Source organism: Microbulbifer maximicatervae (SeqCode) (genome assembly GCF_052467815.1).
In genome coordinates this window covers 3,650,176-3,675,555 of sequence record NZ_CP174326.1, presented here as the reverse complement: position 1 = coordinate 3,675,555, position 25,380 = coordinate 3,650,176, and the positions used below count along the sequence as shown (strand labels likewise).

Below are 25,380 nucleotides of genomic sequence, written 5' to 3'. Positions count from 1 at the left end.
TCAGATTTTTATTGAGCGCAGAAAGTACTACTCGGGTTGTGGCTGAAACCTCTTGTTTAGCACAATAGCCATATCTTTTGACAAGTTCGAGATAGACGGCAATAGATAAAGGAAAGAGGAAATAATAAACACAAATCCAGCAATAGACCACGCAATAGAAATACTAAAATAGTGAGCTGTATACCCTGCCACTAAAGCCCCTGCCGTCGCACCCCCTTGTGCAATTAAAGATTTCACCGATAGCATTGTTGATCTTCTAGATTCTGGAATTTTCTCGTGAAACATTGCCGATCCTGGAGCCATCGAAATCCCAACAACAACATGCAATAGTAAATATACAACTATAAAACCATACAAATCACTTTGAATTGCAAATATAAAAAATAGTAGTCCTGTACAGAACTCAAGCACCAATAGCATATTCGAATAATTATTTTTAAAAACTCTTGACAAGGGAATGGAGCATCCCTGCCCTACCGCCATACAAACATAATTTAACGCAAATAGAATACCAAACAACCAAAGACTTTCCTTGCTGTCGACTAAAGTAGAAAGCATTGGCTGCCAAAGTTGCTCTAAACTAATGAACGCGACCCCGCTTATGAAGTCAATTAATAAAAGTGGTTTAAAGACTGGATTCTCAACAATCACATCAAAAGCACTCTTAATGGTACTGTGAACCTCGCGGAAAAAATTCGAACCAACTGGCTCCCCCATAGAATCTGATTCACCAACAAAATAGAAAGTACAAAGCATATGTATTAATATTAAAGGAACAAGAAAGACAAAACCCACCTCATAAAACCCTATAAAATCGTAGCTATCACTTACAAATGAAAACCATACTGGGATAAGTCCTGAAAATACTGCCCCAACAGCTAAGCCAATCATCTGGAAAATATTTACTGAAGCTTGGGCTTCCATCAAGTTTGTTTCACCATCTCTAGAAACCACTTTAAACTGCTCAACAAAAAGTGCATCAATAGTTCCAGAGAAAAGAGCTATAGACAATCCATTAAGAATCATAAATACAATCAATTCCGCAAAGCTAGACGACCACCAAAAACCTATCACTACAAACAGTAGAACCAGCTCGCCAGCTATAAAGGTCTTTTTTCTCCCGTATCTATCAGCAAGCGCTCCAAACGGGACCTCTAAAGCAACAGTGGATATTGTTGCTACTGCCAACAATATACCCATTTCATGAAGCTCGATTCCTTTACTCATAAACAACAAGAATATAATCGGAGCAATCATCCCACTTATAGCTGATATTCCAGCCTGAACAAGACCAAACTTAATTATTAAAGCATGTACCGACCTGCTCATCTTTATCACCATTCCTGGTTGAAACGCCGCCATCGCATAGCAATAAATTATGGCTATGCCTAGCTAAAATTCATACTCTAACCTACTGTGATGGGTCAGCACGATTACATACAAGTACAATTACAACCTCACGAATCCATGTTAGGTATTAAGGGTTGCGATTAGATCAATTCACAAATGATATTCATAACTTTCTATTAGGATAGAAACTATTAACTCTTCACACCTAGGAAGTGAGGATTCCTAAAATACAACTCACGAGATGTTAAAGATCAATTTGCCCCTTGTGATTCAATACTCCAACGCTCACAGTATCAACTTGAATATCTGAAGAGGGTGAGTAATTCGAAAATTTTTAACAAAATTCCCATATGTCATTCGCCTCCAGTTGTAGAAGTAAATAATTAGCCGCATATATAAAGATTAAACTCTAGTCGGGCTGTGCGTTTTCACAAAATAAAGTAAATCTTGTTTTGCTTCGCTACGAGTAGTAAGTGCCATTAATCAGGGAAAATTCTACTGGTAGCACTACCACCTTTCCCGGTCCAGAAAAAGGCAGCGATGAGTTGAAGGAATTGTAATAATGTGAGGAATGAACGACTTAAATTAGGTCTTAGGTACCTCGCTTGGCCTAGGCAAAGCGATATACCAAAGCAAGGCAACCTGAGAGTATATTGGAGTTAACTTGTAAGCCTTTAAGGCAAAGCCAGAGCGGATAAAACCTTAAGAATGATGGTTTTATCCACTACTTAACCCCTGTAAATGAGTCCTAAATCAATGTAAGTTATCCATCTCTTCTTTCATTCTCTTACCTATCGCTAAATGCGCCGCTGGATCAAAATGGTAATAACCTGAGAGATCATCTGTTTCATGAGCCTCAACATTGTAGATGTTGTCTGCAACAGACTGTTGGGCAGACTGAATAGCTCCACTGGCATCACCATAGTGGCTTTTAGCAATAACAATGGGCAAGTCATAATCATTTAGCGCTTCCCGTAGGCCATTCACCAGACAGGTCAAATTCGCCTCATAGTTGTTTTCATTTACACTTTGCCCTCCATCATTCCAACCCTGGAACCAGATAAAACTATCGATTTCAATCGACTTATTTTCATACTGCGGAAAGTAACCAGCCAAGACTTCAGGGTCGCGCAAGGCCTCAATCTTCTCCAACATCGCAGTGTAAAGAGACTCCTGATTTTCCTCATCTTGGGTCCACTCATTAGCGGCGGAGTCATGGCAGCCAGGGACCTTCCAGTCAACTCTCAGGTCAGTACCACCCTGAACCACTTTTAAAAGCAACAGATCGTTCTCAGTCTCTTCACCGAGGTAGTGCCCTAAAGTGAGCTCTGGTCCATAGCGGTTAGTAGACACGCCGTAATTGGGGAACAATTCACCATGGCGCTCAGAGAAGGAGAGAGAACCGGTATCATTCAATGAACCCTGATACTGCAGTACAGTAATATCGTCTCGTGCACCTTCAAGAGCTGCGTCCAGGTGACCATCAGTATAAATCTCAGCTACCTCCATAGCAGTACTCATTTGCATCCGGGCATCGTAATTGTACCCATAGGAGCCATCGCTAGAGGAGAAGTAATATCTACTGATGGTGGCAAAGAGTCGGTCAGTCAGATCAAAGTTACGGCTATCACAGGTTTCACCTGTATGAGAGTCGAGACTGCCTGCACGGCAGAGGAATTGCCCGAGCTTCTGCACCACAGGATCTTCGTTATCATCGCTAAGTCTCTGGTTATAATCGGCTAGCGAATCACTATTATTGATAAACTGCTCTGTTATCTGGTCATCACTAATCGCCGTAGAACCACAGTCGACATCGCCGTAGGTGTAATCTGCATTGGCATGGCAAATCAGCTCTTGCAAGCGATCTAACCGGGTGTTGTTGCCTTCCATATTGGACTGGCCTGCCATAACCACAACTTTTACAACATCCTCATCTGAAGTATCACCCACTGGATCGGTATTTACGTCGCCACCAGATGGATAGATAGCAAAATCATAATCATAAAACTCAAAATCCCTGAAGGTGTCAGGAGTTGTGACTACGAGAGCATAGAGTTCATGATTGGCAGGTACCGGTACTACGGTACTTGAATCTTCCCCGGAGCTATCAATATCAAATGGATAATAACTACGAGAACCAGTAGATGGGTTGTAAACCACTGCACGACCACGGAAGTCCGCATGATCTGGGTTATTTTCAGCATCAACCCTAACCGCAATGGTGTAGTTACTGTCTTCAGTAATACCTTCTACCTTAAAGGCATTAAAAGCCCAAGAGCCTGGTACAAAACCAGTATCCATATCGGTCCAGCTATTACCCGTCCCTTCCTGGTCAAATGTTTGAGTGTACTTATTATCGTGGGTACTGGCATCGGGGTGCTCACTCAACATTCTACTCAAAGAGGCTGCCTCCGAAATCTGATAGGCCTCACTCTCAACCATATCCCAAGTCGTAATTTGTGCAGCAAAATCGGCAAACAGGGCTTTCATGTCGTGCCCTTGGGCTGTTAAGTAAGCATCGGCTGCTTCCAGGTCGTTGAGCCCATCTCTGGAATTGCGGAATACACCTCCCATCAGGTCCTTGCTAACCGCATAATTTGTAAGCCAAGACCAGAAAATATAAGCGCCGTACTGATGCCCACCTTTAAAGTCATAACCATATTGATGATCAACGGGAGAGTCTTGTATGGCCCAAAGGGAAATATGCGGGTGGAGGGTATAGTAACCCAACAGGCTATCCTTAACGCCCGGGATATTATGATCTGCTCCCCAGCTTGCAGAGGATTCCAAAGTATATTTACCGCTCGATTCACCTGTAACCCTATTCAAGCGGCCCTGATAAGAGTGGAAGTTCTCATGCATCCAGTGCTGGGCATTAGACTGGGTAAGCGGATTATCTTCAAGGGTATAATCCTTAACAAAAGTATTGCTAATCGCGTCGTTCAACTCCAAATCACGGGTAGATCCCTCATCGCTGAAGTAGGTGCAAAGTTCACCTTTGCCGTACATTCCGGCCTCAAAGATATTCCTTTCCCAAACCCTCTCTTGAGCCACTATATAGTGCTCAAAGTTAGCCATGGTCTTATCAGTATCATCGGACCACCACTGGCACTGATAGGTTGAACAAAGGTAATTGTTGTAGCCATCATAGGGACTGGCAGCAATCATGGATTCATTACACTTGCTGCCCCCCAAATCCATGACATCATCATATGTCAACACACGCTCATAGAGCCGTACATCCCAAATTTTTCCTGCAAAGGGTCCGAATTGCAGCATATCACCCAAACTGGAGTAACTATCACTATCAATAGAAACCGAAGAAGATGCCTCACCATTTAAATAGGTAGTCAATGTGCCATTATCGACTGTAATAGCGACATGATTACAGCTACGAGTTTTTAAAGTGCTCTCACCATTAGAAAATTGTTGGCTATCCTGACTCCCCAACTGTCCTACAATATCACCACCGCTGGTACCTACATAAAAACTGCCTGCATTGTTATTGCCTGTAGGATCAGCAATAGACCGAACTATTACTTCATCGCCTTCATTGCTATCCGGAATAAACTTAAATGACAAGCTAAAATAGGTGAGATCATCTTTTTCGGGAAGGTCTACAGTCATGTCAGCGCTGTTGAAATCATTGCGACTGACAAACATTGTGCGCCCTTCTAAATCAGGATCTGAAGATGCACTTTCTGTTAATGCCGTACCCTCAACAACCACAGAGTTTCCACCGGCTACATCACGGAATTCCAAGTGAGAAGGAACATGTACCAACAGGCTGTCTGCAGGTCCTTCCAAGAAATCGCTGACACAATCATTTGCCGCGACCTCAATAGTAACCGTCGCAATATTACTTGCACCGCTTCCGTCTGACGCTAAATAAGAGAAACTATCGGTACCAGTAAAATCTGTCGCTGGGAGGTACTCCCAGCGTCGCCCACTGCCCGTTAAACTACCATGAGCCGGTTCAGACTGGATGGAATAGTCTAGTGAATCTAAATCCGCATCATAAGCGGCAAGAAATATGGATTTAGCAAGGCGGCCATGTGCAGCCATCTCTACCAGCTGGTCATTGGCAATGGGTAGAGTGTTACTGGCACTCCCCCCTGAGGGAGTATCTACTACTCCCCCACCAGAACCCTCCTGTGGAGTTGCCTCATCGCTACTACTGCCGCCACCGCCGCCGCAGCCAAAAAGCATGGCAGTTAGCAATAGTACAAAAGGACTCTTTAATGTCTTTTGAGGGTGGGAATTTCTATTGGTACGTATAAACATTATTTGTCATTTAAAGATGCTGAATTTACCGGCGCAGCTTATAGGTATGCCCCGAATGGCGCCGTGAACCAGTTCTTTGATTTGGTCAGCCTGATTCACATTTCATATAAATTCTAGCTTTACTCATGCCGCTCTTTAATGGTCAATTATTTTTGATAATTAAATGTTTACAAAAACACAATTTTCGCTGAACAAATAGATGGAACCTTATCGTTAAAATATTCGAAAAGTTATTGACATTAGAAGCCCTCTACTCAGTACCCTAGATCTAATTATATTGCGATTTTTAACTTACAAATAACCACTTCACATCTCCAGGCTTTAGACACTAGCGTTTAATCTTTAACCTTCAAAGGACCTCAGAAATTCTCCATTGCCAGAAAATATAAAAACCGAACCCCACAAGTAACAACCCGTAAATGAAAAATCACTCATTTAAACTAACGATCAAACTTTAAAGAAAATACTCACAAAGAATATGATCTGCTTAATTCTTCATCAATATGTCGACAACACCTTTACCGATTAGTCAGTTTAGACAGCACATCACTTACCCTTGGTTTGAAGTCTCCATAACAAAGCTCAGGAGCCCATGAATAGTTCAGCGATGCTTCTAGCTCCCTGAACAGCTCACAATCACGGGGTCGCTTTCAAAGCCCAGCAAGGCGAACCTTTGAGGCCTGCAGCGATAACACAGGATATTCAACAGCTCCCTAAATAGGGCTTTTATGCACACTGGACATGTCTACCAAAGTCTGTAAATTGATTTGATCAAAACTCAACACTTCGCCGCCCTCTACATCAGCGAAAGCTTGGGCATCCTGCTGCCTAGCAAAACTTGCCAATGTTGCCCCCATGGAGCCCTGCTTCGCATGCCCTATCACATACCAGGCCTTGCGGGCATCTATATAGGTTTCCTCATCAGGACGGTCCCAAGGTGTTACCGCCATATCGTGTACAAAGGCCTGCTGAATATTATGGCTATTTTCAGGATCTACAATAAAGGCAAACATATCGAGGGTGGAACAGAATTTGAGATTTCCCTCTTCCCCTTTACTAATTAGCTGACCTTTAGGGCCAGAGTAGTTGGTAATGATCATACCGCATAAATGACATTCTTCACCATTTTCAATCGCTACTACCTGATGAGCCAAAGAAATTTTCTTGTCCGCTGTACAACCTATTAATGAAGCAGCCAATATCAATAGCAGAAACAATATTCTGATTACAAAAGCATGCGCTAATAGATATTTCATCTCACCCTCCCAAATTCATAACTCACGGCGACTAAAAATATACAGTGCCAGACTAGTGGGTAACACTAACCAAACCAACATCCCACCCAGCAACCCGAATAATGAAAATTGGGATTGATTCGCAAGCGCCATAAATCCACTGAGATTTTGGTCCGCAAAATAAGTAATGTTAACCAACCGAAAGATGTCCGTTGGATTAACTAATAGCAAATAGGGAAACAGATCGGCATTTACATTGCCTTCAGTTGATACCAACAACCCCAATAAGCCAAGATCAAACACCAGCACAAAAACAAACCATATTAATATAGCTATACCGGCCGCCTTGGATTTCTCTGATACACTAGCACTAACTACATAGGCAATAGCAATAAATATCCAGCCCAGCAGAACTGCAGACGAAATAAATACCATATAAGGTATCAGTAATTCGCTCCAGGAAGTATGAGCGGAAAATAGTCCAATCACCACTGCGGAAGAACCAAAACCTACCAGTGTTGAAAATGCCATTATCGCGCCCTGCCCTAACATCTTCCCTAATAGGAGCTGAGTACGGGACAGAGGGTATGTCATTAATAGCAGTAGAGTACCACTTTCATCTTCACCAACAATGCCATCATATGACAGTATCATTGCGATCAGGGGAATAATAAATACCGCTAAACTTGCAAGACTAACAATTGTTGTTGATAGAGAGCTAAAACCAACCTTTCCCGCTGCTGCAGCTCCAAAGTATGCCAAACCTGTTGCCAATACCGAGAATATAATACATATTGATAACACCCAACGGTTACGCAGGCCATCCCGAAATTCCTTTGCGGCAACGACAAATATCGGGCCCGTCATAAAACACCCTCCTGGTCAAAGCGCTGCTGATTAAAGTAGGTGTATAGGTCTTCGAGAGAGGGTAATTGAATATCGATCTTATCAATACCTCTTAACTTCGTAAGTATCCGCAGAGCTTGCATTCTTTCATCCATAGGTACAAGCAGCTCTGCGCCCTTGCTATGACTCCGGGTCAAAGGCCTCAATTCTTGAGGCAGCTCTTCTAGCAAGCCGGACTGTCCTTTTAGCTGGAATACCGCAGGTAGACTTGCCTGGTCTTGCAGTTGCTCAATACTACCAGCGGCCAGAACCCTACCCCGCCGCAAAATAAGCGCCCGATCTAGATATTTCTCAACGCCTGGTAACACATGCGAACAAAGTACAATTGTACATCCCTGATGCTTTAAGTGATCAATAGTATGATAAAACTCCCTAGTGGCAATTGGGTCCAAGCCAACGGTTGGCTCATCCAATAGCAATAAGCGCGGGTTACCCAGTAATGCCTGCGCTAGCCCCAGGCGTTGGCGCATCCCTTTAGAGTAGGTTTTAACTCGCCGATCATAGGCATCTTTCAAGCCTACCTGCTCAAGTAGCTCCATACACTGTTTTCGAGTGGCTCCTTTTAACTGAGCAAAATATTCCAAGACTTCCAAACCCGTAAGTTGAGCATAGAAGCTGACATTCTCCTGTAAGAATCCCAATTTACTACGAAATTCACGCCCCCCCTGTTGAGCCGGATCTTTACCAAAGACGCTGATTCGGCCAAAGGAAGCACCTATTAACCCTAAAATCAATTTGATGATTGTTGTTTTGCCGGCTCCATTATGTCCAAATAGGCCAAAAACCTCACCCGCTTTCAAATACAGATCAAGGCACTGTAAAGCCCTAATGTCTCTGTATTTCTTCCCTACTTGTTGTAATTCAACAATATTCGCTGTTTGGCCCATTATTCTGCACCTGCCTGAATACGCTCCTGCAGAAAGTCGCTCTCATCAGAAAGTTTCGTTTCTACCTCCTTCCATATTGTCTCAGTCATTAATGGCTGACTATCAATCACTCCAGGACCTTTAAACACCGGAAATTGTCTTTGCACCCAGCGTAGAGTTTCTATTGCTGGGCTATTGAGCAAAAGCCTTGCTGATGGAAATTTCCACAAAATCTGGTCAACGCTATCATTCGGCTCATATTTAATATCACCGACACCATCTCCGTTCATATCCCAACCCAGGTAATCACTCCAGTAATTTCCTGCCCAATCCTGGCCACGACTGGATACATACTTAACTTGAGTTTTGTTATTTACAAAAGAATTTCCCTTTAGTGCATTATCTTCAGATGCCGCTGTCAGGTGGATACCAATATCGCTATCGGCAAACCTATTACCGGAAAATTCATTGAATAGTGAGTTGTAAATGAATAGCGCCTTGCCTTCCAGCCCAGTTATTTTCGCCTTCTTAATGCTCGTTTTTTGCATATGAGGATTATTGCGATTCTGGATACCTCTAATATCATTATTTCGCAGGACTGAATTCGTGATGTAGTTCATCAAGATTCCGTAGTTCACATCATTTACCGAACGATTATTTAGCACTTTCAGATATTTTGACTGCATTAAAGCGTAACCAGTACGGGTATTTTCAGTTAGGTTACCCTGTAGTAAATTGTGGTATGAATACATGTAGTGTACGCCATAGCGCAAGTCGTGTAAGTAATTACCAATCAACTCATTGTTATTGCTACTGTCGATATAGATGCCATCCCGAGTTTCCCAAATTTCGTTTCCCTTAACCAAAACCTGTGACACATTAAATAAGTGAATACCATTACCACGGTCAGCTGCCCGTAATCCTGGATTACCTCGTATTTTGTTATTTAAAATCTTAGCTGCACGGGTCGTATCCACCCAGATACCAAATCCGCCACCATGTAGACTATTGTTTTCAATACGACTTCCGATTGCAGAACTCGACAAAAGGATTGCGGCATCCTGACTTGTCAGGTCTTCTCCCCAGTTTATAATTTGCAAATGATGCACATAGCTATTTTCTGCTTCAACCTGTAATGCATGGCCCTTGCCACCTGCATCAATTACGGCCCCCTCTTCCGAAGTTAGCTCTATTGTATTTCGAAGGATAAAGTTTCCTAGATACATCCCCTTTCCCAATATCAGGGTGTCTCCCACTTGGCTCCGATCCAGTGCTAGTTGCAAATCATCCTGCGGGGTTAGGGAAATGACAGCTGCATTGGCCATGCAGCTACCCAAAAGAGCTATAAGGCCCAAAATTTTTCTGGAAAAATTCAGAATGGACACTCCTCAAATAAACCCGACAGGAATTTAGCCCTGCCGGGTATCTATACTTGTTACACAGGTTCCACCAGCATGCGACCACGCATTTCCATATGCAGCGCATGACAGAACCAGTTGCAATAGAACCACTGAACTCCTGGTTTATCAGCAGTGAAGGTTACGGAGGCAGTTTGTTGTGGGCTTATTTCCATTTGTACGCCATGGTTTACCATGCAAAATCCGTGGGTAACATCCTCAATCTGGTCAAGATTGGTAACAACCACAGTAACCTCATCTCCCTGCTTTACCCGAAACTCATTCATGCCGTAAACGGGTGCGACTGAGGTCATATAAACACGCACTTTTTTGCCATCGCGTATTACTTTATTTTCGCTATAAACATCGACGCCATCAGCCTTTGCCATCGCAATAGTGGCGGCAAACGTAGGGTCATTACGGTCATACAACTTCCGGGTTTTTACCTTGGAACGATGTACAATCATGCAGTCATGGGGCTCCGCATAAGTTGGGCCATCATGTACCAGCTTCATTTCATCGCCAGATATATCAATTAACTGGTCATTCTCGGCATGTAAGGGCCCGCATTGTAAGAAGCGGTCTTTGGAGAATTTTTGTAGTGATACCAAATATTTGCCATCGGCATCACGGGTTTCTCCCATACTGGTATGATTGTGACCCGGTTGATAATGAACATCCAATTTTTGCAAAATGTAATCAACATTTTCACCATTGTATGCATGAATGGCTTTTTCCACATTCCATTTACATACTTGACTATCAATAAACAATGTAGTGAAGGCATTGCCCTTACCATCAAATGCGGTATGCAATGGCCCTAACCCCAGCTCTACTTCAGCAACAACGGTATCGCGCGGTTTTATTTTATCTTCGAACAAGGCATCAAACTTGTCCAATTGGAACATTGTCACCGTAGGCGATAGCTTCCCATTGGCTACTGCATACTTTCCATCCGGAGCTGTATTAATACCATGAGGATTTTTGGGAACCGGTACATAGCGTGTTAGATCAGAACCTTTTCGACCATCTAGCACCGGCACTTTTGAGCCTTCCAGAGTGGTAAACCTGCCCGCTTTTACGGCGGCTTCAATACGTTCAATATTGAAAATAACCAGATGGTCCCGTTCCGCCTTCATAGAGCCGGTGAGATCAATCGCACCCTCTGAGTTATAACAGGTAGAGAATGCATACTTCCCTGTATAGTCCGCATCGGTATTGTCGAGGTTACCGTCCACTATTACCTGCCATGCCACATCCATACTTTCTGCATCTACACCACTAAATAGAGTGTAATAACCCGGTACATCATCCATGTTTAGGCCATTATTTGGATGGGGAATCCGGAATTCAGCGTTGGCAAATACATACTTGGTATAAGGTACTTTTTGTACCCGCAACCCATGAATAGCCTGACAGTTCGGAATGGTGGTGATTTTGTCAGCCTTCATAATGTCGCAGCGAATCCTCGCAACTCGAGTATTTGCTTTATCATTAATAAAAACATACTTACCGTCATAATGACCATCGGTCATCGACATATGTGGGTGGTGGCTATCACCATTTAACGGGGCATTTTCTCCCAGGATGGCTTTGCTCTCATTAGTAATACCCCAACCAGTTGCACTATCTACATTGAATACTGGAATTCGCATCAACTCTCGCATGGATGGCAACCCGAGAACACGCACTTCGCCAGAGTGCCCTCCACTCCAGAAGCCATAGTATTCATCCAGCTCCCCTGGGCGAACTGAACCATCATCACTAGTGGAAGCTTGAGCACTGGAGGATAATAAAGTACTCCCAACTCCTGCCCCAAGCGTACTTGCGATACCCGCCAATGCCGCTGAACCACTGAGAAATAAACGCCTGCTAACTTTCACATGCTCTGTTAGCTGCGAGTTTTCCGTATCAACCGTAGGTAGGTCTTTATCTTTCGGATCTATCATTCTCACATTCCCCATTAAAAGGATTAAGTGTTTGGTACCGACTCAGTCACATCCAGAGCTTTTATTCTTTCCATTGCCGCTTTTTGCCTATTTTGTTTTTTAGCTTTAATCACCAACGGCGGGCATTTGTCATTTCGATAATAAGTTACCTGGCAATCCAAACAGTGATGACACTCATTGGCATTGATTGAACCATCTGGGTGAATCGCCTGTATTTCACATTCATTGCTACATACCCTGCACGGCTGACCACACTCTTTACGGCGTTTCAGCCAGTCAAATAAACGTAGGCGAGCAGGAATAGCCAAGGCTGCCCCAAGTGGGCAGATATAACGGCAATACACCTTGCGGGTAAAAATATTGACTATAAGTAGCACAGCGGCATAAACCACGTACCCCCACTCCCTATTAAATTTCAGCAGGAAAGTGGTTTTAAATGGTTCTACTTCAGAGTAATACTCAGCTTCAGACAGAGATTCCAAAGATACTGCAAATAACACAAGAAGAATCACATACTTGATTGCCCAGAGGCGCTCATGTACGGCAAAAGGAATCTCGAACTGCTTAATTTTTAACCGCCGAGAGGCTTCATTAATAAGTTCCTGTAAGGCACCAAATGGACATAACCAACCACAGAAAATTCCCCGCCCCCACAGCAACATAGTCATTGCAACAAAGCTCCAGAGAAGGAAAAGTATGGGATCAAGTAGGAACAAGTCCCATTGAAAATTCCCCTGGAACGCATGTAGAAAAGTAAAAACATTAACTACAGAGAGCTGCCCTAACGTATACCACCCAATAAAGACAAGTGTGAATATCAGGTACCCTTGACGAAGATTCTGCATCAGTCGAGGATAGCGGACGAGAATATCCTGAAAAATGACAATCCCAAGTAGCACAAATAGTGCTACGGACAATATCCCGATCTGGAATGCCTTTTCATGCCAGATGCTGACCCATAGGGCTTCAGATTCTGGCTCTAAATCAGAACTGATTAATTCAGGACGTGACAAGTATTTTTCCGGAGTTAAATAATCACCATAAAAGCTGGTGAATACGCTATCTAGCGCTCCAATCTGACGACGAACTAATAATTCCAGCTGCCAGGCTTCTCCTGGATCAAAATCATAATGGTCCCGAATAACAAAGATCGCCATTTCCTCAAATCCGGGGAAACCATCAATGTAAACATCATCAAGTCTATAGTAATCTGAGTCATGAAAACTGATGACCTTACCGTTTTGTAGCAACTGGGTACGGTCAAAGATCCCACCGCGAACGTAGCCATTACCCTTGAAGGAGTAATCGCCCCTTCCCATCACTGCAATCGCACTATCACCAGGACTAATCTCGCTCATTAGCCAGTCATACTGAGAATCACCTAATAAATTTCTACCAACAGACGGTATATTAACCGGCGCATAATATAGATCTATTAATGCTTTCTCTGCTTCTTCAGGATTTTTAGCCGTTTGGTTTTCAGCCTTGGTGCCTACAAAAGCTAAATCGACATCCTTACGCTTAAGTAAAAGCCTCCGAATTGAACCATCTTCCGTCAAACTGCCCCAATCGGCTTCGGAAAATTTCTCTGATTTTATACTGGCTCGAACTTTTACAGTTCTAAGGGAAAGCCCTGCAAGACCTAAATGACGCGCAACTTTTCGAGCAGCACGCATAATAGTCTCATTTACCACCCTAACTGTAACAGTAGCACCGGACACCATATCTATATGGTGCTTTTCTTCACTACTATCATTACCTACGCGAATATGGTCAGTAACACTCAGGCCTTGATATCTATTTGCAAAATCAAAAAGTCTCTGCTCTGGAATACCTACCAATAGAATAGGCTCATGATGCTCAAGCACCTGAACAGCCAAAAACTTCCCATCCTTTCCCATCACAATCAAAGTATTGATGGGCTTACCCGAATAGGCGGGGATTTTTACAATATCATTGGTATTGAAGGCATATCCGATTTCAACATCATCTTTATAAATGCGCCGAATTAAGAACTGCCCATCAACCAGAGATTCTTTATTAGTAATTTTGGTAGCTCCAGGAAATACCTGGAATATAATTTCCCTTTGTTGCTCTTCACTAACTGGCACCATTGACTGTGCACCATTAGGTAAAGCAAAAAATAGCAATACACTAAAGCATAGATACACCCAAGAATCGGCTAATAATCTGTAACATCCTTTCATCATTAGCAACCTTTGTGATACCTATTGCTGGGTAGAAATCCTGACTATGATTGTATTGGACATAAAGTACTTTTACTTAAGTTAGGCAAGTAACATAAACAAATGAATACGATGATCTACATCCCAGATCTAAATTACCTCTGCATCGTATTTCCTTGAAGATAACGTATCTCGTGCTCTATATTGATAGCCTTGCTTATAAGTAATTTCTGGTATGCCAGAAAATACTATCTCGTCGGCCACTCTTTGTATTTCGATTGCCAGGCTTAGTAATAGCTTTGGTTCTTCGGATTGATTCAAGGAGATCGGTACGCTCAGTAAGACGGCACAGATTGCCAGTATTATATCTTTGGATGAAACAGACATAATGATATCCCCCTATTTCACTCGAGATGATTCATCTCAAGTGAAAGTTTAGAAGGACAAGCTTTGAAGTTTCTTGATGTCTATCAAGTTTTTAGGGATTTTAGCTTGCGAAAGCCAGAATGCTGCATGGATTGGTAGGCAGTAGAAACTTAAATAGATGTAAAGCTTCGGGCAGGGACATTTTAGCCCCAACTTGCCTCAACGCTACACCTTTTTGACAGCAAACCGAATAATTACTTATTTGACTTATCGGATACTTATCGCATCCTGAAAAAAATTGATTACGCCTAAATTACTGCTTGGCAAAAGAGATATTTTGGGCGGGGGGAGTAGTGACGACAAAAAAATAGAATCTACACTTTTACAGACACCAAGAGTCTGAGTTTTAAAAAGTGCAACTTTGCTACATCTATTAACAATTAAAAGTGATCTTTCTCACGGGAGTTGCTTATCAAATCCTAGCAAGACATACCGCCGGTTGGTTAACCTACTTGACCAATGTAAAAAATCCCGTAATAACTTGCAGGCCTTTTGGTAATGCAGGACGTGGCTAAACGATTTATTACCCTAGAAGCTGGAGAGACGCTGGACATAAAACACCAAGGGTTAAAAGAGGCAGATTAACTGGTTATGTACTAATGCCTTAATCGCTCAGTAAACCAATAAAGAAGCGGGGGGATCTCACTGGCGATTGGGAACCGGCATCCAACTACCCTTAAACTTACTCAGCGCCCGGATCACGATTTTGACCGCTGATATCACCAGCTCCGATAGCTCACCGCATCTCTCATGCTTCATTCATGAGTACTCTTCAATTTACCCTGTTTATGAATAAAGCTGTTTTCTAAAAAGCGTCGGGATAGCTCAGCTAGTATCTTTGCAGACTTTGGGAACACTAGATGATAGGAGCAACGTCTAAGCCCTTTGCGAGATCTACAATACGGTTGCGGTTACCTTCAGCTTGAACCTTTCTGGATTTACTAGGTTATTTCGTGGCATTCCGGTACGAGTATATTTCCGCCAGAAAGAGCAATGTTTCGCCACCTCTTCTATAGTAATTCCGATCTATAGAATATGATGAAGCTTCAGTTAGTCCCAACATGGCGAAGTCGCCTGTAATCCACGCTTAAGGAGCCCCTGAATACCTCTTACTATTTGCCAACCTGTCTTTAAGTGGAAGGATAATGGCTATCCCAAAAAAGGGCCAAATATTTGGTTGCAAATGAAACCCTCGCCCTATTCTGTATGGCAAAGTAGGATAGGTACTCCGCCTGCAGGTGCAGCGCGGTACCAAGGAATAGAGAAACCAGAAGACGCCATGACCACACAGCAGTTCGACGACTTAAATGTTGTCTCCCAGGAAGTACTGATCAGCCCGGAGACGCTGAAAGCAGAACTCCCCATTAGCGATGCCGCTGAGGCGACCGTCGCCAAAGGGCGCGCCGCCGTGCGCAACATCCTTGATCACAGAGACCACCGCCTGATGGTGGTTATCGGGCCTTGCTCCGTACACGATGTGGACGCAGCAATGGATTATGCCAAGCGCTTGAAGGCGATTGCAGATAAGGTCTCCGATACTCTGCTGATTGTAATGCGTGTCTACTTTGAGAAGCCCCGCACTACAGTTGGCTGGAAAGGCCTGATCAACGATCCCCATTTGAACGACTCCTTCAAGATTGAGGAAGGCCTGCATATTGGCCGTAAACTGCTACTGGACGTCGCCGAACTGGGACTGCCCACCGCAACAGAGGCTCTGGACCCGATTTCCCCCCAGTACCTGCAAGACTTGATCTCATGGTCTGCTATTGGCGCTCGTACTACTGAGTCACAAACTCACCGGGAAATGGCCAGCGGCCTCTCCTCTGCCGTAGGCTTTAAGAATGGTACCGATGGTGGCCTGGAAGTCGCTATCAACGCCCTTCAGTCTGTTGCCAACCCCCATCGCTTCCTCGGTATCAACAAGCGCGGTCAAGTCGCAATTATCCATACTGCAGGCAACCCATACGGTCACGTGGTACTACGGGGAGGTAATGACAAACCAAATTACGACTCGGTAAGTGTTGCGATGTGCGAGCAGGAGCTGCGCAAGTCCAATATCGTGCCAAACATTATGGTCGATTGCAGTCATGCCAATTCCAATAAAAACCATGAGTTACAACCCCTCGTGGTCGACAACGTGACCCACCAAATACTCGATGGTAATCAGTCGATTATTGGCATTATGGTGGAAAGCAACCTGAAGGCTGGCAACCAGAAAATCCTACCAAATTTGGACGATATGGAATATGGAGTTTCTGTTACCGATAAATGTATCGATTGGGAAACTACCGAGACTCTGCTATTGAGTATGGCTGAGCAACTACGTGAGCCCCTTAAAGTGCGCATTTCTTAGACAGACTTTCTTAAGAGGCCCCTTACGGGCCTCTTTCCTATCATTTGCTGATAATTGTAATATCTGCCCTTTATTAAATTACACTCTCCACTTGATAAAGCCCCTACAAAAGGGGTACTTTTGCCGTGCCGTGATACACATCTGTCATATATTCCCTCAAGCCAGCAAAGTGTGCATTAGCGGCTTAGTTAGTTGTAGTCGGATTCTGGCGCCTAATCTTGTACCTAGAGGAAAATAGGAAGACGGCAAACATGGAACTGCAGTCCAACAAGGTGGCCACCTATATTATTGGTGGGTTTACTCTGACCTGGCTGATAGTCAGCCTTAGTTTTGCCCTTGATGGTGGCTCTACCATCTCCTGGCTTGCCGCCGCTCTGTGTACACTTTTATCTATAGCCACCCTTTCCTTCAAGGCAACACATTACATCGATGGAGAATCGAAAAGCTATATCTCCAAGCGGCAAGCCCTTTGGCACTGCTGGACGGAAACGCAATCTCTAGAAGCTTTTAAGGGAGTTAAAGTTATCCCTTACTCACCTCACAATACTAATCGTAAAAGTAACCTTTCCAGCTGGCAGGTTATATTGGTTTTTCTCCATAGCAATAGGAGAGATTACATTCAGGCTCAGATCTTTCCCTCCAGGGAAGATGCGATGGCTTACGCACATCAACTTGCACTATTTACCGCGCTCCCTCTACTCGACTAGCTCCCCTATTATCCGATAAGTGGTGGGACTACTTGCCATCCCACCTTACTCTATACAGCTGATACAGTTATTTCCGAGCTTTAGCAGTATATCTGAATCTACACTATCCTACCTCTCAGTCAAATCAAACAAAAGCCAGGAGCTTCGAAATGGACTCAATTCAGTGGGAAATGTCGAGCTCTACTATTGCTCGCAAATTAGATGAAGATGCCCACCAAGTCACTTTTTCTCCGCCTCACCTCGATAAAGTGAAGCAGGGCGAACTACTTAAATTTCACGCTCATATTAATGTCGAGCAAATGCCTGAGGGGCATCATCTAAAGAAAGCCACCATATTTTCCAATGTTCCTAATGGTGGAACCTGGGAACTGATCTGTGATGAAGGCACAGCAGTTGGCGGTAGAGGCAGTGCCCCGTCTCCAATTATGTACTTTTCTGCAGGTCTAGCCCTTTGCATGATGTCTCACATCGAAATGCTAGCAAAACTCGCGGCAATTAATCTAAAGAATGTAAGGCTAGAACAGAAAACTGAATTCTCAACGACTTTAAACTTGGGGGGCATCAGACCTGAAAACGTATTCGGCAAAGGTGACAAGGTAGAGATACACTTAATTATTGAAAGCGATGAGCCCGAAGAAAAACTGGTGGAATTTATGCATTGTTGCCGGCAAGCCTGCATGTCCCTTCAAACCGTTGCTAGCGCGACACCGGTCGATACCCAACTATTCATTAACAACAAAGCTATTGAATTTGATTAAACCCAAGTATGGCCTCCCAATCTACGAGGCCATACTCTATTACCGCGCCTAATTGTCATCCATTTCCTCGAGCCTAGCTTTAGATAAGGCGGAAGCAACGAGCCCTGTGGGAATCGCAACCACTCCCAAACCGATCAAAAGAACAAAGAAAGTAAATACTCTTCCTCCGAGAGTAACTGGGTACATATCGCCATATCCTACTGTGGTCAAGGTTGTTACTGCCCACCACAAGCTATGAAAGATAGATTTAAATTGTTCTGGCTGGGCAGTATTCTCAAAATAATAGATACCCACCGCAGCCAAATAAAGTAAAATCAGTGCAGTCACACCAAACAGAACTAACTCCTCTTTGACCATACGAAATGCACGGCTAAATCTAGCCACAGCTTTACTATAACGCAATAGCTTAAGAACCCTAAAAACTTGAAATAACCGAACAACCCTAAGCGCCCTTAAGTCCAACCCCGAAGCAATATAAAATGGCAAGAATGCCAGAAGATCAATCAAACCATAAAAACTAAATATAAAGTTCAACTTATTTTTTGCGACATATACTCGACCTAGATATTCCACAGTAAAAACTATCACCGAGAAAACCTCAAAGGCATGCAAAAAACCCTTCTGACTTTGAGTTAAATCCGGGATAGTACTAATTGAAAATGAAACTAACGATGCGACTATCAAACACTGAATAAATATAGAGAAATACTTCCCTGATTTGCTTTCATAATTGTCAATCAACCTTCTCGCACTCAACATCACTCTTGGAGCCCCAGTTTAAATAGCTAAATATTTAAATCGCAGTATAACATGCACCAATTAACAACCCACCACCCCACATTTATAGATACCAAATCAAGCCCCCTTAGTGTGACACATGTCAAAATCACTCACGCTGAGCGTATTAACGTCCCTATAAACCACACCTACAAAGCCACCCTGGGACATAAACATATAAGCACCAATAAAGACGCTCACCGTCCAATTAGCACCCTACATCCAAACAAAAGCTCCTCCAATACAAAAAACTTCTATTTTAAATACATAACTATATGGAGCATCGCCTAACACACCGCCATTCAAAAATTATTCACTAATCAAGAATTTCATGACCTCGCAATGATGTGTAATTGACTCAATCTCAAACCCTTGAGAAACCGCCAAAAAAATGCGGTATTATGACAAACATAATTGAAAAGGAGTTTGAAGCCATGCCATTACAAGATCAAATAAATTCACGTAACGCACTCAGGGCATTGAAAGCTGACCCTCAAACTGCCCTACAAAACTACCGACTACAGATCGGCCTCCAGCCAGGGCATCAAACGCAGCTGGCTCGAGTGCCATTTTCTCTAAACATGGGGAATATCAGTATCGGCCCCGGCGCAGCGAATAATGACAGCAGGATCTACATTCAGGCCCTCACCACTCCGACCCGCGGGCACAGCTCTGTCAATCGATATACAGCACTATTGCGGCCCAATACAGCAAATGCAGATTTTTGGGTAACTGAGCGCCAAACTGGCTGCAGCTTGATTATTCTTGACTGGGGTGGCGGCCAGCTATCTATGGGGCATTTGCAACCCCATCCATTTAATAGTTATAACCAGGTAAATCAAGGAATCATTAATAATACTCCTCTCAGTGTATTTGCTAGCGCGCAGAGAAGCTATTTACGAACTGATGTCACCCAGCTGATCGATGCCTCTAAAATTGGCGGCTTGGACCCTAATCGTTATATTTTGATTCAATCAAACTTTGCGGCCATTAATCTCCAAAATAAAAACGTAATTGGTGTTAAGGAAGCGGGCCGGTGGAACTTTTATATGCAAACCAATGGCATAAACAGAACCGTCCAACATCTCGCATGGACCGACTGGAGTTCTTACCTGCCCTATTTTGCCTACTAGATATCCATCTTTGAGAAAGGCCAGATTGGTTTCAATCTGGCCAGCAGAAGGTCGCATATAGCATGTACGGGAAAGGATACCTGATTGGCATTGTTGCTGCACTTGTCTTATGGCTACTGCTTAGATATGTCGATAAGCGCTACTACCAAAAGAAAAGAGAATTAAAAAGAAAGAAGCTTCAGGAAATTCAAAAGAAAAAAAGAGATGATACGTAAAACCCTGCCATATTTGCTTTTAAGGCTGAATTAAATCCCTCTGCAAGCCCTCAACCAATGCCTGCCAAACTACCTCTACCGCTTTACTTCTTATAGACCTTCCCAAGCACACTAGATGGATCGGTTGCAGCTCAGGGCTTCTCCATTGCTGAAAGATAGGCATCAACTTGCCCTCCGCTAATTCCCGGCGCACCAGAAGAGGATCAATCATAACTATACCTTGACTCATTGTAGCTAATTCAACCAATGTACGGCCATCATCGACTACCATCGCCGGATCAATGGCAATGGTCTTTATTTCGTTACCATCGTTAGAAAAGTGCCAGTGGTCAATGGTTGTTGTTTGGTTACTAAACACTAAGCATTGATGCTGGCTTAAATGATCTGGAGAATTAGGCTCCCCCCAACTAGCCAAATAATCCGGGCTGGCAAACCACCCCCAACGCTTTTCACCTATTCGGCGCGCTACCAATGAAGAGTCCGGCAAGTGCCCAGTGCGAATGGCAATATCAACGCCTTCATCCAGTAAGTTCACAACCCTATCGCTTAAGTTCACTTGAAAAGTAATTTTTGGGTAGCGTTGCTTTAGTAATGGTATGGATGGCAATAAGTACCGCTGCCCCATTAAGGTAGAGCAACTTATCTTAACTCTACCAACAGCTTCATCCTGGTGGGAGAGGATCAGGTGTTCGGTATTGCTCATTAGCTGAGCCATAGTCTCCGTTGCTTCCAACAAAGCAGCACCGGCATCCGTAAGGCGCAATTGCCGCGTACTTCTGTGCAATAGACGCTGATCAACAAACCCCTCCAGCTGTGCCAGCTTCTTGCTGACTGATGAGCGAGGTAAGCCCAGCTGATTAGCAGCCCCCTGAAAACTGCCTTGCTCAATGACCAACCGGAAGACGTACAAATGTCCCAAGTATTGATGTAGATGCTGCATTCTGTCTCCTTGCTTCCAAATTAGAACCAAAGTGTTGCCCTAACGGTGCCTTATTGATACCAGTCTAACAACATATCCTCCTAAGCCTAATCTTGGCAACTGCCATTCATTGCACCATTACAATCGCAAGAGAGGATCTATGGGACACCAGCAGAAAACAAAAACCATCGCAATCACTGGTGGCACTGCCGGTATTGGACTCGCAACAGCTAAGCACTTTTTATCCGAGGGCTGGCAAGTCATCATCACGGGCCGAAACGCTGAAAAACTGGAACAAACAGCCGAGGATATCACGGGCCTCTTTGGGAGTAGCGGCCAGCTGACATGCCACCTATGTGATAGTGGAAAACTCGACCAAATTGAGCAACTGGGAAAAAAATTACAAAACGATGAGGTTAAACTGGATGCCCTTATCTTGAATGCCGGTATTTTCAGGCCTGGGATATTTGAGGAAACCGATGAGGCCCTCTTCGATCACACTTTTGATATCAATGTGAAGGGACCTTTTTTCACACTGCAAAAATTACTACCGGTGATGAATAACCCCTCCAGCGTGGTTTTGCTTTCAAGTATTGCCGTAGAGAAAACCTTTTCGGGAACTTCCGCTTATAGCGCGAGTAAGTCTGCCATTGAAGGTTATGCCCAGGTCCTGAATGCGGAGTTAGCAGTGAGGGGAATTCGTATCAATAGCGTACGCCCCGGAATCACCCTGACCGAAATCCAGGAAAAAGCCGGCATGAGCCAATCAGACATTCAAAATCTCACAGAGAGTATGATGGTAACGCCACTGGGCCGTGCACTTGAGGTGGATGACATAGTGCCAGCAATCCACTACCTGGCCACAGATCACTCAGTCGGTATGCGAAATGCACACCTGAAGGTTGATGGGGGCTACTGCCTCTAACCGGCCTGAAAGTGCGCAAGTGGGGGCCAAGCCCTCCACTTGTGCGAATGAGTACCTTTTGCCGAAGCTTTCTTGTAGTTCACCCCGGCACTCTTAAACACGGGAAATAAGCTACACTGCAAGCTCCAATGCAGCGCGATTACAATATGTAGCTCGCACAATCTCGCGGACCTCTACAGAAACCATCTCCACATCGGGCACGGCTACACACAGTGCCTTGGCTAGTAAATGAGCCAAGTTTTGTCGCTGCTCAATACTTCTACCCGAAAGCAGACTGCATTCCAGGTGTACAAACGGTGCTGGTTCAGGTCCAACCAAATAGTGCTCGACAGGTAACAAACGAACTTTAATATCCCCTGACTCAAACAGTGCAGACTGATCTGCAGCGGCATGGATAGAAGTCAGTAAGCTATCAACATCTACCGACTCAAGTAGATTAGAAGGACACTGGATAACACAGTGAGGCATAAATACTCCCAGGTAAATTTTGAAAGAAAAGCTACATGACCGGAGCGGGTAGTGTATCCGCTGGCAGTAAGCGATTGATGCTCCAATTCAAGATATGGGACACCCAAAGTCCGTCGTCATCCACATAGATCCCATGTACGAAGCCAAATTGCTTCTGTCCCCGCCCAGGCTGGCCCTGATAGCGCATCTTGAGATCACCAGACAGGTCGTACTGTCGCACTTCCTCGGCCCGCGCATCTGTCATCCACAAAGCATCACCTTTGAGAAACAGAACATAGGGGTAACCTATTCCTCTCCATTGAGTTAAATATTTACCCTTTGAATCAAAGATCTGTACCCTGCGGTTTTCACGATCGGCAATATATAACTGCCCCTCAGAATCAATCACAATGGAGTGAGGGAAATTAAACTCTCCAGGGGCCTCCCCCTGACCACCCCAGGTGGTTACCAAAAGGCCATTCTTATCCAGCTTTACGATGCGGCTGTTGCCTTTATCCACCACATAAATAAATCCATTTCTATCCACTGCAACATCTTGGGGCTGATCGAACAGCACCAAGTTGTAGTCGCGATCAAACCAGCCTTCACTGGCTGCACCTCGCTTCCCCAATACCATGGCTACTTCGCCATCAGGTGCAAATTTCAATACCAGGTGCGTGGCAGTATCGGTAGTCCAAATATTGCCCTTATGGTCTATACGAAGACCATGCGGATTTTCAAACAGTCCCGCGCCAATTTCACGAACAAAACGCCGCTGTCCATCGAACTCCAACAGCGAATGAGACCCTCGATGAAACACAACAAAGTGGCCATTCTCCCTGCGGACCACCCCCGCAACCTCCCCAAAGTGCCAACCCACTGGCAACTTAAAATCACCCCCCTTGACGTGAAATGGCTGGCTGTTTGGCGGTGCCTCGGCCAGCGTAAAAGCGCTGGGAACCAAAATCAGGCATAGCAATACAATCACTCTCATCAGAAACCCTTCTTAACTTGTCGATCTGCCAAGATATTGTGACTTTTTCCTATAAATGCGTTAATAGCATAATTTTGATATTCACTTTTTCCTGCTAGGAAATTATTGGAGGTTCCTTTGGACCGGTTCCACTTAATTCAGGTGTTCACTACGGTGGCGCGATTGGGGTCATTTACCCGTGCCGCCCGGGAATTGGGGTCCACGGTGTCCGCTGTGAGCAAGGCCATCCAACAGCTTGAGCAGCGACTGGGTACTCGGCTAATTCACCGTACTACCCGATCCCAAAGCCTTACGGATGCGGGGCGGGACTACCTGGAAACCACAGAGCGTGTCCTTAATGATCTACGGGAAGTGGAAGAGCGACTAACCAGCTCCAAAGGGCAGCCCTCTGGATTGTTGCGGATTACCGCCCCAACGGCTCTGGGGCAGTTCTGGCTGGCACCTAGGCTACCGAAGTTTACAACTGAGCACCCAGATATCCGTTTGGACCTGATTCTGGATGATCAGCTTCGGGATCTTACCGGTGAAGGGTTTGACCTGGCATTGCGATCCCAACCTGCACAGCCCCAATCAACGCTCTACTCTCATCAAATCGGCCGGCACGATCGGCTCCTGGTAGCATCTCCTGAGTACCTGGCAAGGATTAAGTCCTTTTCCTCCCCGGACCAACTCAATAAATTCCAACTACTGTGTTACAAGTACAGCCGCGATCCACTTTCCTGGACTTTTCAAAAGGGGCAGGAATCGATCACGATTGCCCCCAAGCCCTACTTTTCAAGTAATAACTACTATTCCCTCTACCAAGCAGCCCTGTCTGGCGCCGGTATAGCTTGCCTTTACGATTATTTGGTAGAGCGGGATATGACGGCGGGTAACTTGGTTCAGGTTCTGCCGGATTGGCAGCAATCAAGCAGGCCACTTTTTGCGGTGTATCAGCAGAGAAGAGCCGCCTCCGCCAAGCTGGATGGCTTTTGGAGGTTTCTGGAGGAATGTTTTGAGAACAACGCCTGCTGACACCCATGTAGCATAGGTGTTTGTGTATTTAGTTGGCGCTGGGGGCGCGAACCATCTCATTGGCAAGTACAGGGGCCCCGCTGTAGGTAGTTTGCAGCTCCCTGGTCACCACAAAGCCATATTTGCGATACAGGTTTTTCACCGGGTCATTAGTCTTGGCAACCTGCAGGTGTACAGCGCCACTGATGTCCCCTAACAGGTACTCCAGCAACTCCCGCCCTATCCCCTGACCTCTAAACGAAGGATGTACAAATAGTGCACGAATCTCATTCTTATATCGCGCGCCATAGCCAAGAACATCACCTTTTTCGTACACATAAATATCCGACTCCATCAGCTGGGCCAAACGTTTTTGATCTTTATCCAGTGGCAGTAGATTGAAACTCCGGCTTTCAAACCGTAGCTCATCGAGTTTCGAACGGGCATATATATCCAGCACACTTGGATAGTCATTTTTATTGTATTTTCTAATCATTTTGAGAGTGAATCTGTACAAAAGAAGACAAGTTCAAATTTATCTTCCTGATTATCAATTGAAG

At 44.4% G+C, this 25,380-nt stretch carries 20 protein-coding genes; 7 read left to right on the top strand and 13 right to left on the bottom strand.

The window, feature by feature from the left end:
• Positions 1–27: 27 nt before the first annotated feature.
• The 8 genes from ACJJIW_RS16040 to nosR all read right to left on the bottom strand — a co-directional run bounded on the left by ACJJIW_RS16040 (position 28) and on the right by nosR (position 14,197).
• Entirely contained in the window at positions 28–1,329 is a 1,302-nt protein-coding gene (locus tag ACJJIW_RS16040; protein ID WP_444897543.1) for an MFS transporter, read from the bottom strand.
• Positions 1,330–2,103: 774 nt separating this feature from the next.
• Entirely contained in the window at positions 2,104–5,634 is a 3,531-nt protein-coding gene (locus ACJJIW_RS16035) for a sialate O-acetylesterase (RefSeq protein WP_444935701.1), read from the bottom strand.
• Positions 5,635–6,347: 713 nt separating this feature from the next.
• Complete coding sequence (locus ACJJIW_RS16030) at positions 6,348–6,890, bottom strand: nitrous oxide reductase accessory protein NosL (RefSeq protein ID WP_444935700.1); 543 nt, start codon at positions 6,888–6,890, stop codon at positions 6,348–6,350.
• A 15-nt stretch (positions 6,891–6,905) separates the two neighbouring features.
• Entirely contained in the window at positions 6,906–7,736 is an 831-nt protein-coding gene (locus ACJJIW_RS16025; protein ID WP_444935699.1) for an ABC transporter permease subunit, read from the bottom strand.
• Positions 7,733–8,662, bottom strand: coding sequence for an ABC transporter ATP-binding protein (locus ACJJIW_RS16020; protein ID WP_444935698.1), 930 nt, complete (start codon positions 8,660–8,662; stop codon positions 7,733–7,735). Before ACJJIW_RS16020 ends, ACJJIW_RS16025 begins: the two co-directional genes overlap by 4 nt.
• Positions 8,662–9,966: a nitrous oxide reductase family maturation protein NosD gene (locus tag ACJJIW_RS16015; RefSeq protein ID WP_444935697.1), complete on the bottom strand. Its 1,305-nt coding sequence runs from the start codon at positions 9,964–9,966 to the stop codon at positions 8,662–8,664. The genes ACJJIW_RS16020 and ACJJIW_RS16015 overlap by 1 nt, the downstream gene beginning before the upstream one ends.
• Before the next feature lie 110 nt (positions 9,967–10,076).
• On the bottom strand, positions 10,077–11,987 hold the full coding sequence (gene nosZ / locus ACJJIW_RS16010) for a TAT-dependent nitrous-oxide reductase (protein ID WP_282933113.1): 1,911 nt from the start codon (positions 11,985–11,987) through the stop codon (positions 10,077–10,079).
• A gap of 23 nt (positions 11,988–12,010) precedes the next feature.
• Positions 12,011–14,197: a transcriptional regulator NosR gene (gene nosR / locus ACJJIW_RS16005; RefSeq protein WP_444935696.1), complete on the bottom strand. Its 2,187-nt coding sequence runs from the start codon at positions 14,195–14,197 to the stop codon at positions 12,011–12,013.
• Positions 14,198–15,878: 1,681 nt separating this feature from the next.
• On the opposite strand from nosR, the gene ACJJIW_RS16000 reads away from it, so the two are divergent.
• From ACJJIW_RS16000 to ACJJIW_RS15990, 3 genes are all read left to right on the top strand, one after another.
• Positions 15,879–16,952, top strand: coding sequence for a 3-deoxy-7-phosphoheptulonate synthase (locus tag ACJJIW_RS16000; protein ID WP_282933115.1), 1,074 nt, complete (start codon positions 15,879–15,881; stop codon positions 16,950–16,952).
• Positions 16,953–17,203: 251 nt separating this feature from the next.
• On the top strand, positions 17,204–17,659 hold the full coding sequence (locus tag ACJJIW_RS15995) for a hypothetical protein (protein WP_444935695.1): 456 nt from the start codon (positions 17,204–17,206) through the stop codon (positions 17,657–17,659).
• Positions 17,660–17,808: 149 nt separating this feature from the next.
• Entirely contained in the window at positions 17,809–18,417 is a 609-nt protein-coding gene (locus tag ACJJIW_RS15990) for an OsmC family protein (protein ID WP_282933117.1), read from the top strand.
• A 48-nt stretch (positions 18,418–18,465) separates the two neighbouring features.
• On the opposite strand, the gene ACJJIW_RS15985 is transcribed toward ACJJIW_RS15990, so the two are convergent.
• Positions 18,466–19,176 (bottom strand): ion transporter, encoded by a 711-nt coding sequence (locus ACJJIW_RS15985; RefSeq protein WP_282933118.1) that lies wholly within the window; start codon positions 19,174–19,176, stop codon positions 18,466–18,468.
• Between the two features lie 419 nt (positions 19,177–19,595).
• On the opposite strand from ACJJIW_RS15985, the gene ACJJIW_RS15980 reads away from it, so the two are divergent.
• Both ACJJIW_RS15980 and ACJJIW_RS15975 read left to right on the top strand, forming a co-directional pair.
• Positions 19,596–20,327 carry a hypothetical protein gene (locus ACJJIW_RS15980; protein WP_444894100.1) on the top strand — a complete coding sequence of 244 codons (732 nt, stop codon included), beginning with the start codon at positions 19,596–19,598 and terminating at the stop codon, positions 20,325–20,327.
• A 62-nt stretch (positions 20,328–20,389) separates the two neighbouring features.
• Positions 20,390–20,542: a hypothetical protein gene (locus ACJJIW_RS15975; RefSeq protein ID WP_444935694.1), complete on the top strand. Its 153-nt coding sequence runs from the start codon at positions 20,390–20,392 to the stop codon at positions 20,540–20,542.
• A 19-nt stretch (positions 20,543–20,561) separates the two neighbouring features.
• Here ACJJIW_RS15975 and ACJJIW_RS15970 read toward each other — a convergent pair whose 3' ends face one another.
• Entirely contained in the window at positions 20,562–21,482 is a 921-nt protein-coding gene (locus ACJJIW_RS15970; protein WP_444935693.1) for a LysR family transcriptional regulator, read from the bottom strand.
• Between the two features lie 139 nt (positions 21,483–21,621).
• Between ACJJIW_RS15970 and ACJJIW_RS15965 the strand changes: the two genes are divergently transcribed.
• Positions 21,622–22,386 carry an SDR family NAD(P)-dependent oxidoreductase gene (locus ACJJIW_RS15965; RefSeq protein ID WP_444935692.1) on the top strand — a complete coding sequence of 255 codons (765 nt, stop codon included), beginning with the start codon at positions 21,622–21,624 and terminating at the stop codon, positions 22,384–22,386.
• A 111-nt stretch (positions 22,387–22,497) separates the two neighbouring features.
• Here the strand turns inward: ACJJIW_RS15965 and ACJJIW_RS15960 are convergent, their stop codons facing one another.
• Together ACJJIW_RS15960 and ACJJIW_RS15955 are read right to left on the bottom strand one after the other, a co-directional pair.
• Complete coding sequence (locus ACJJIW_RS15960) at positions 22,498–22,854, bottom strand: 5-carboxymethyl-2-hydroxymuconate Delta-isomerase (protein WP_444935691.1); 357 nt, start codon at positions 22,852–22,854, stop codon at positions 22,498–22,500.
• A gap of 31 nt (positions 22,855–22,885) precedes the next feature.
• Positions 22,886–23,827 carry a peptidyl-alpha-hydroxyglycine alpha-amidating lyase family protein gene (locus tag ACJJIW_RS15955; RefSeq protein WP_282933123.1) on the bottom strand — a complete coding sequence of 314 codons (942 nt, stop codon included), beginning with the start codon at positions 23,825–23,827 and terminating at the stop codon, positions 22,886–22,888.
• 117 nt (positions 23,828–23,944) lie between these two features.
• On the opposite strand from ACJJIW_RS15955, the gene ACJJIW_RS15950 reads away from it, so the two are divergent.
• The gene (locus ACJJIW_RS15950) at positions 23,945–24,841 is read left to right on the top strand and encodes a LysR family transcriptional regulator (protein ID WP_444935690.1); all 897 of its coding nucleotides are present in this window, start codon (positions 23,945–23,947) and stop codon (positions 24,839–24,841) included.
• Positions 24,842–24,869: 28 nt separating this feature from the next.
• Here the strand turns inward: ACJJIW_RS15950 and ACJJIW_RS15945 are convergent, their stop codons facing one another.
• The gene (locus ACJJIW_RS15945; protein WP_444935689.1) at positions 24,870–25,316 is read right to left on the bottom strand and encodes a GNAT family N-acetyltransferase; all 447 of its coding nucleotides are present in this window, start codon (positions 25,314–25,316) and stop codon (positions 24,870–24,872) included.
• Positions 25,317–25,380: the final 64 nt, after the last annotated feature.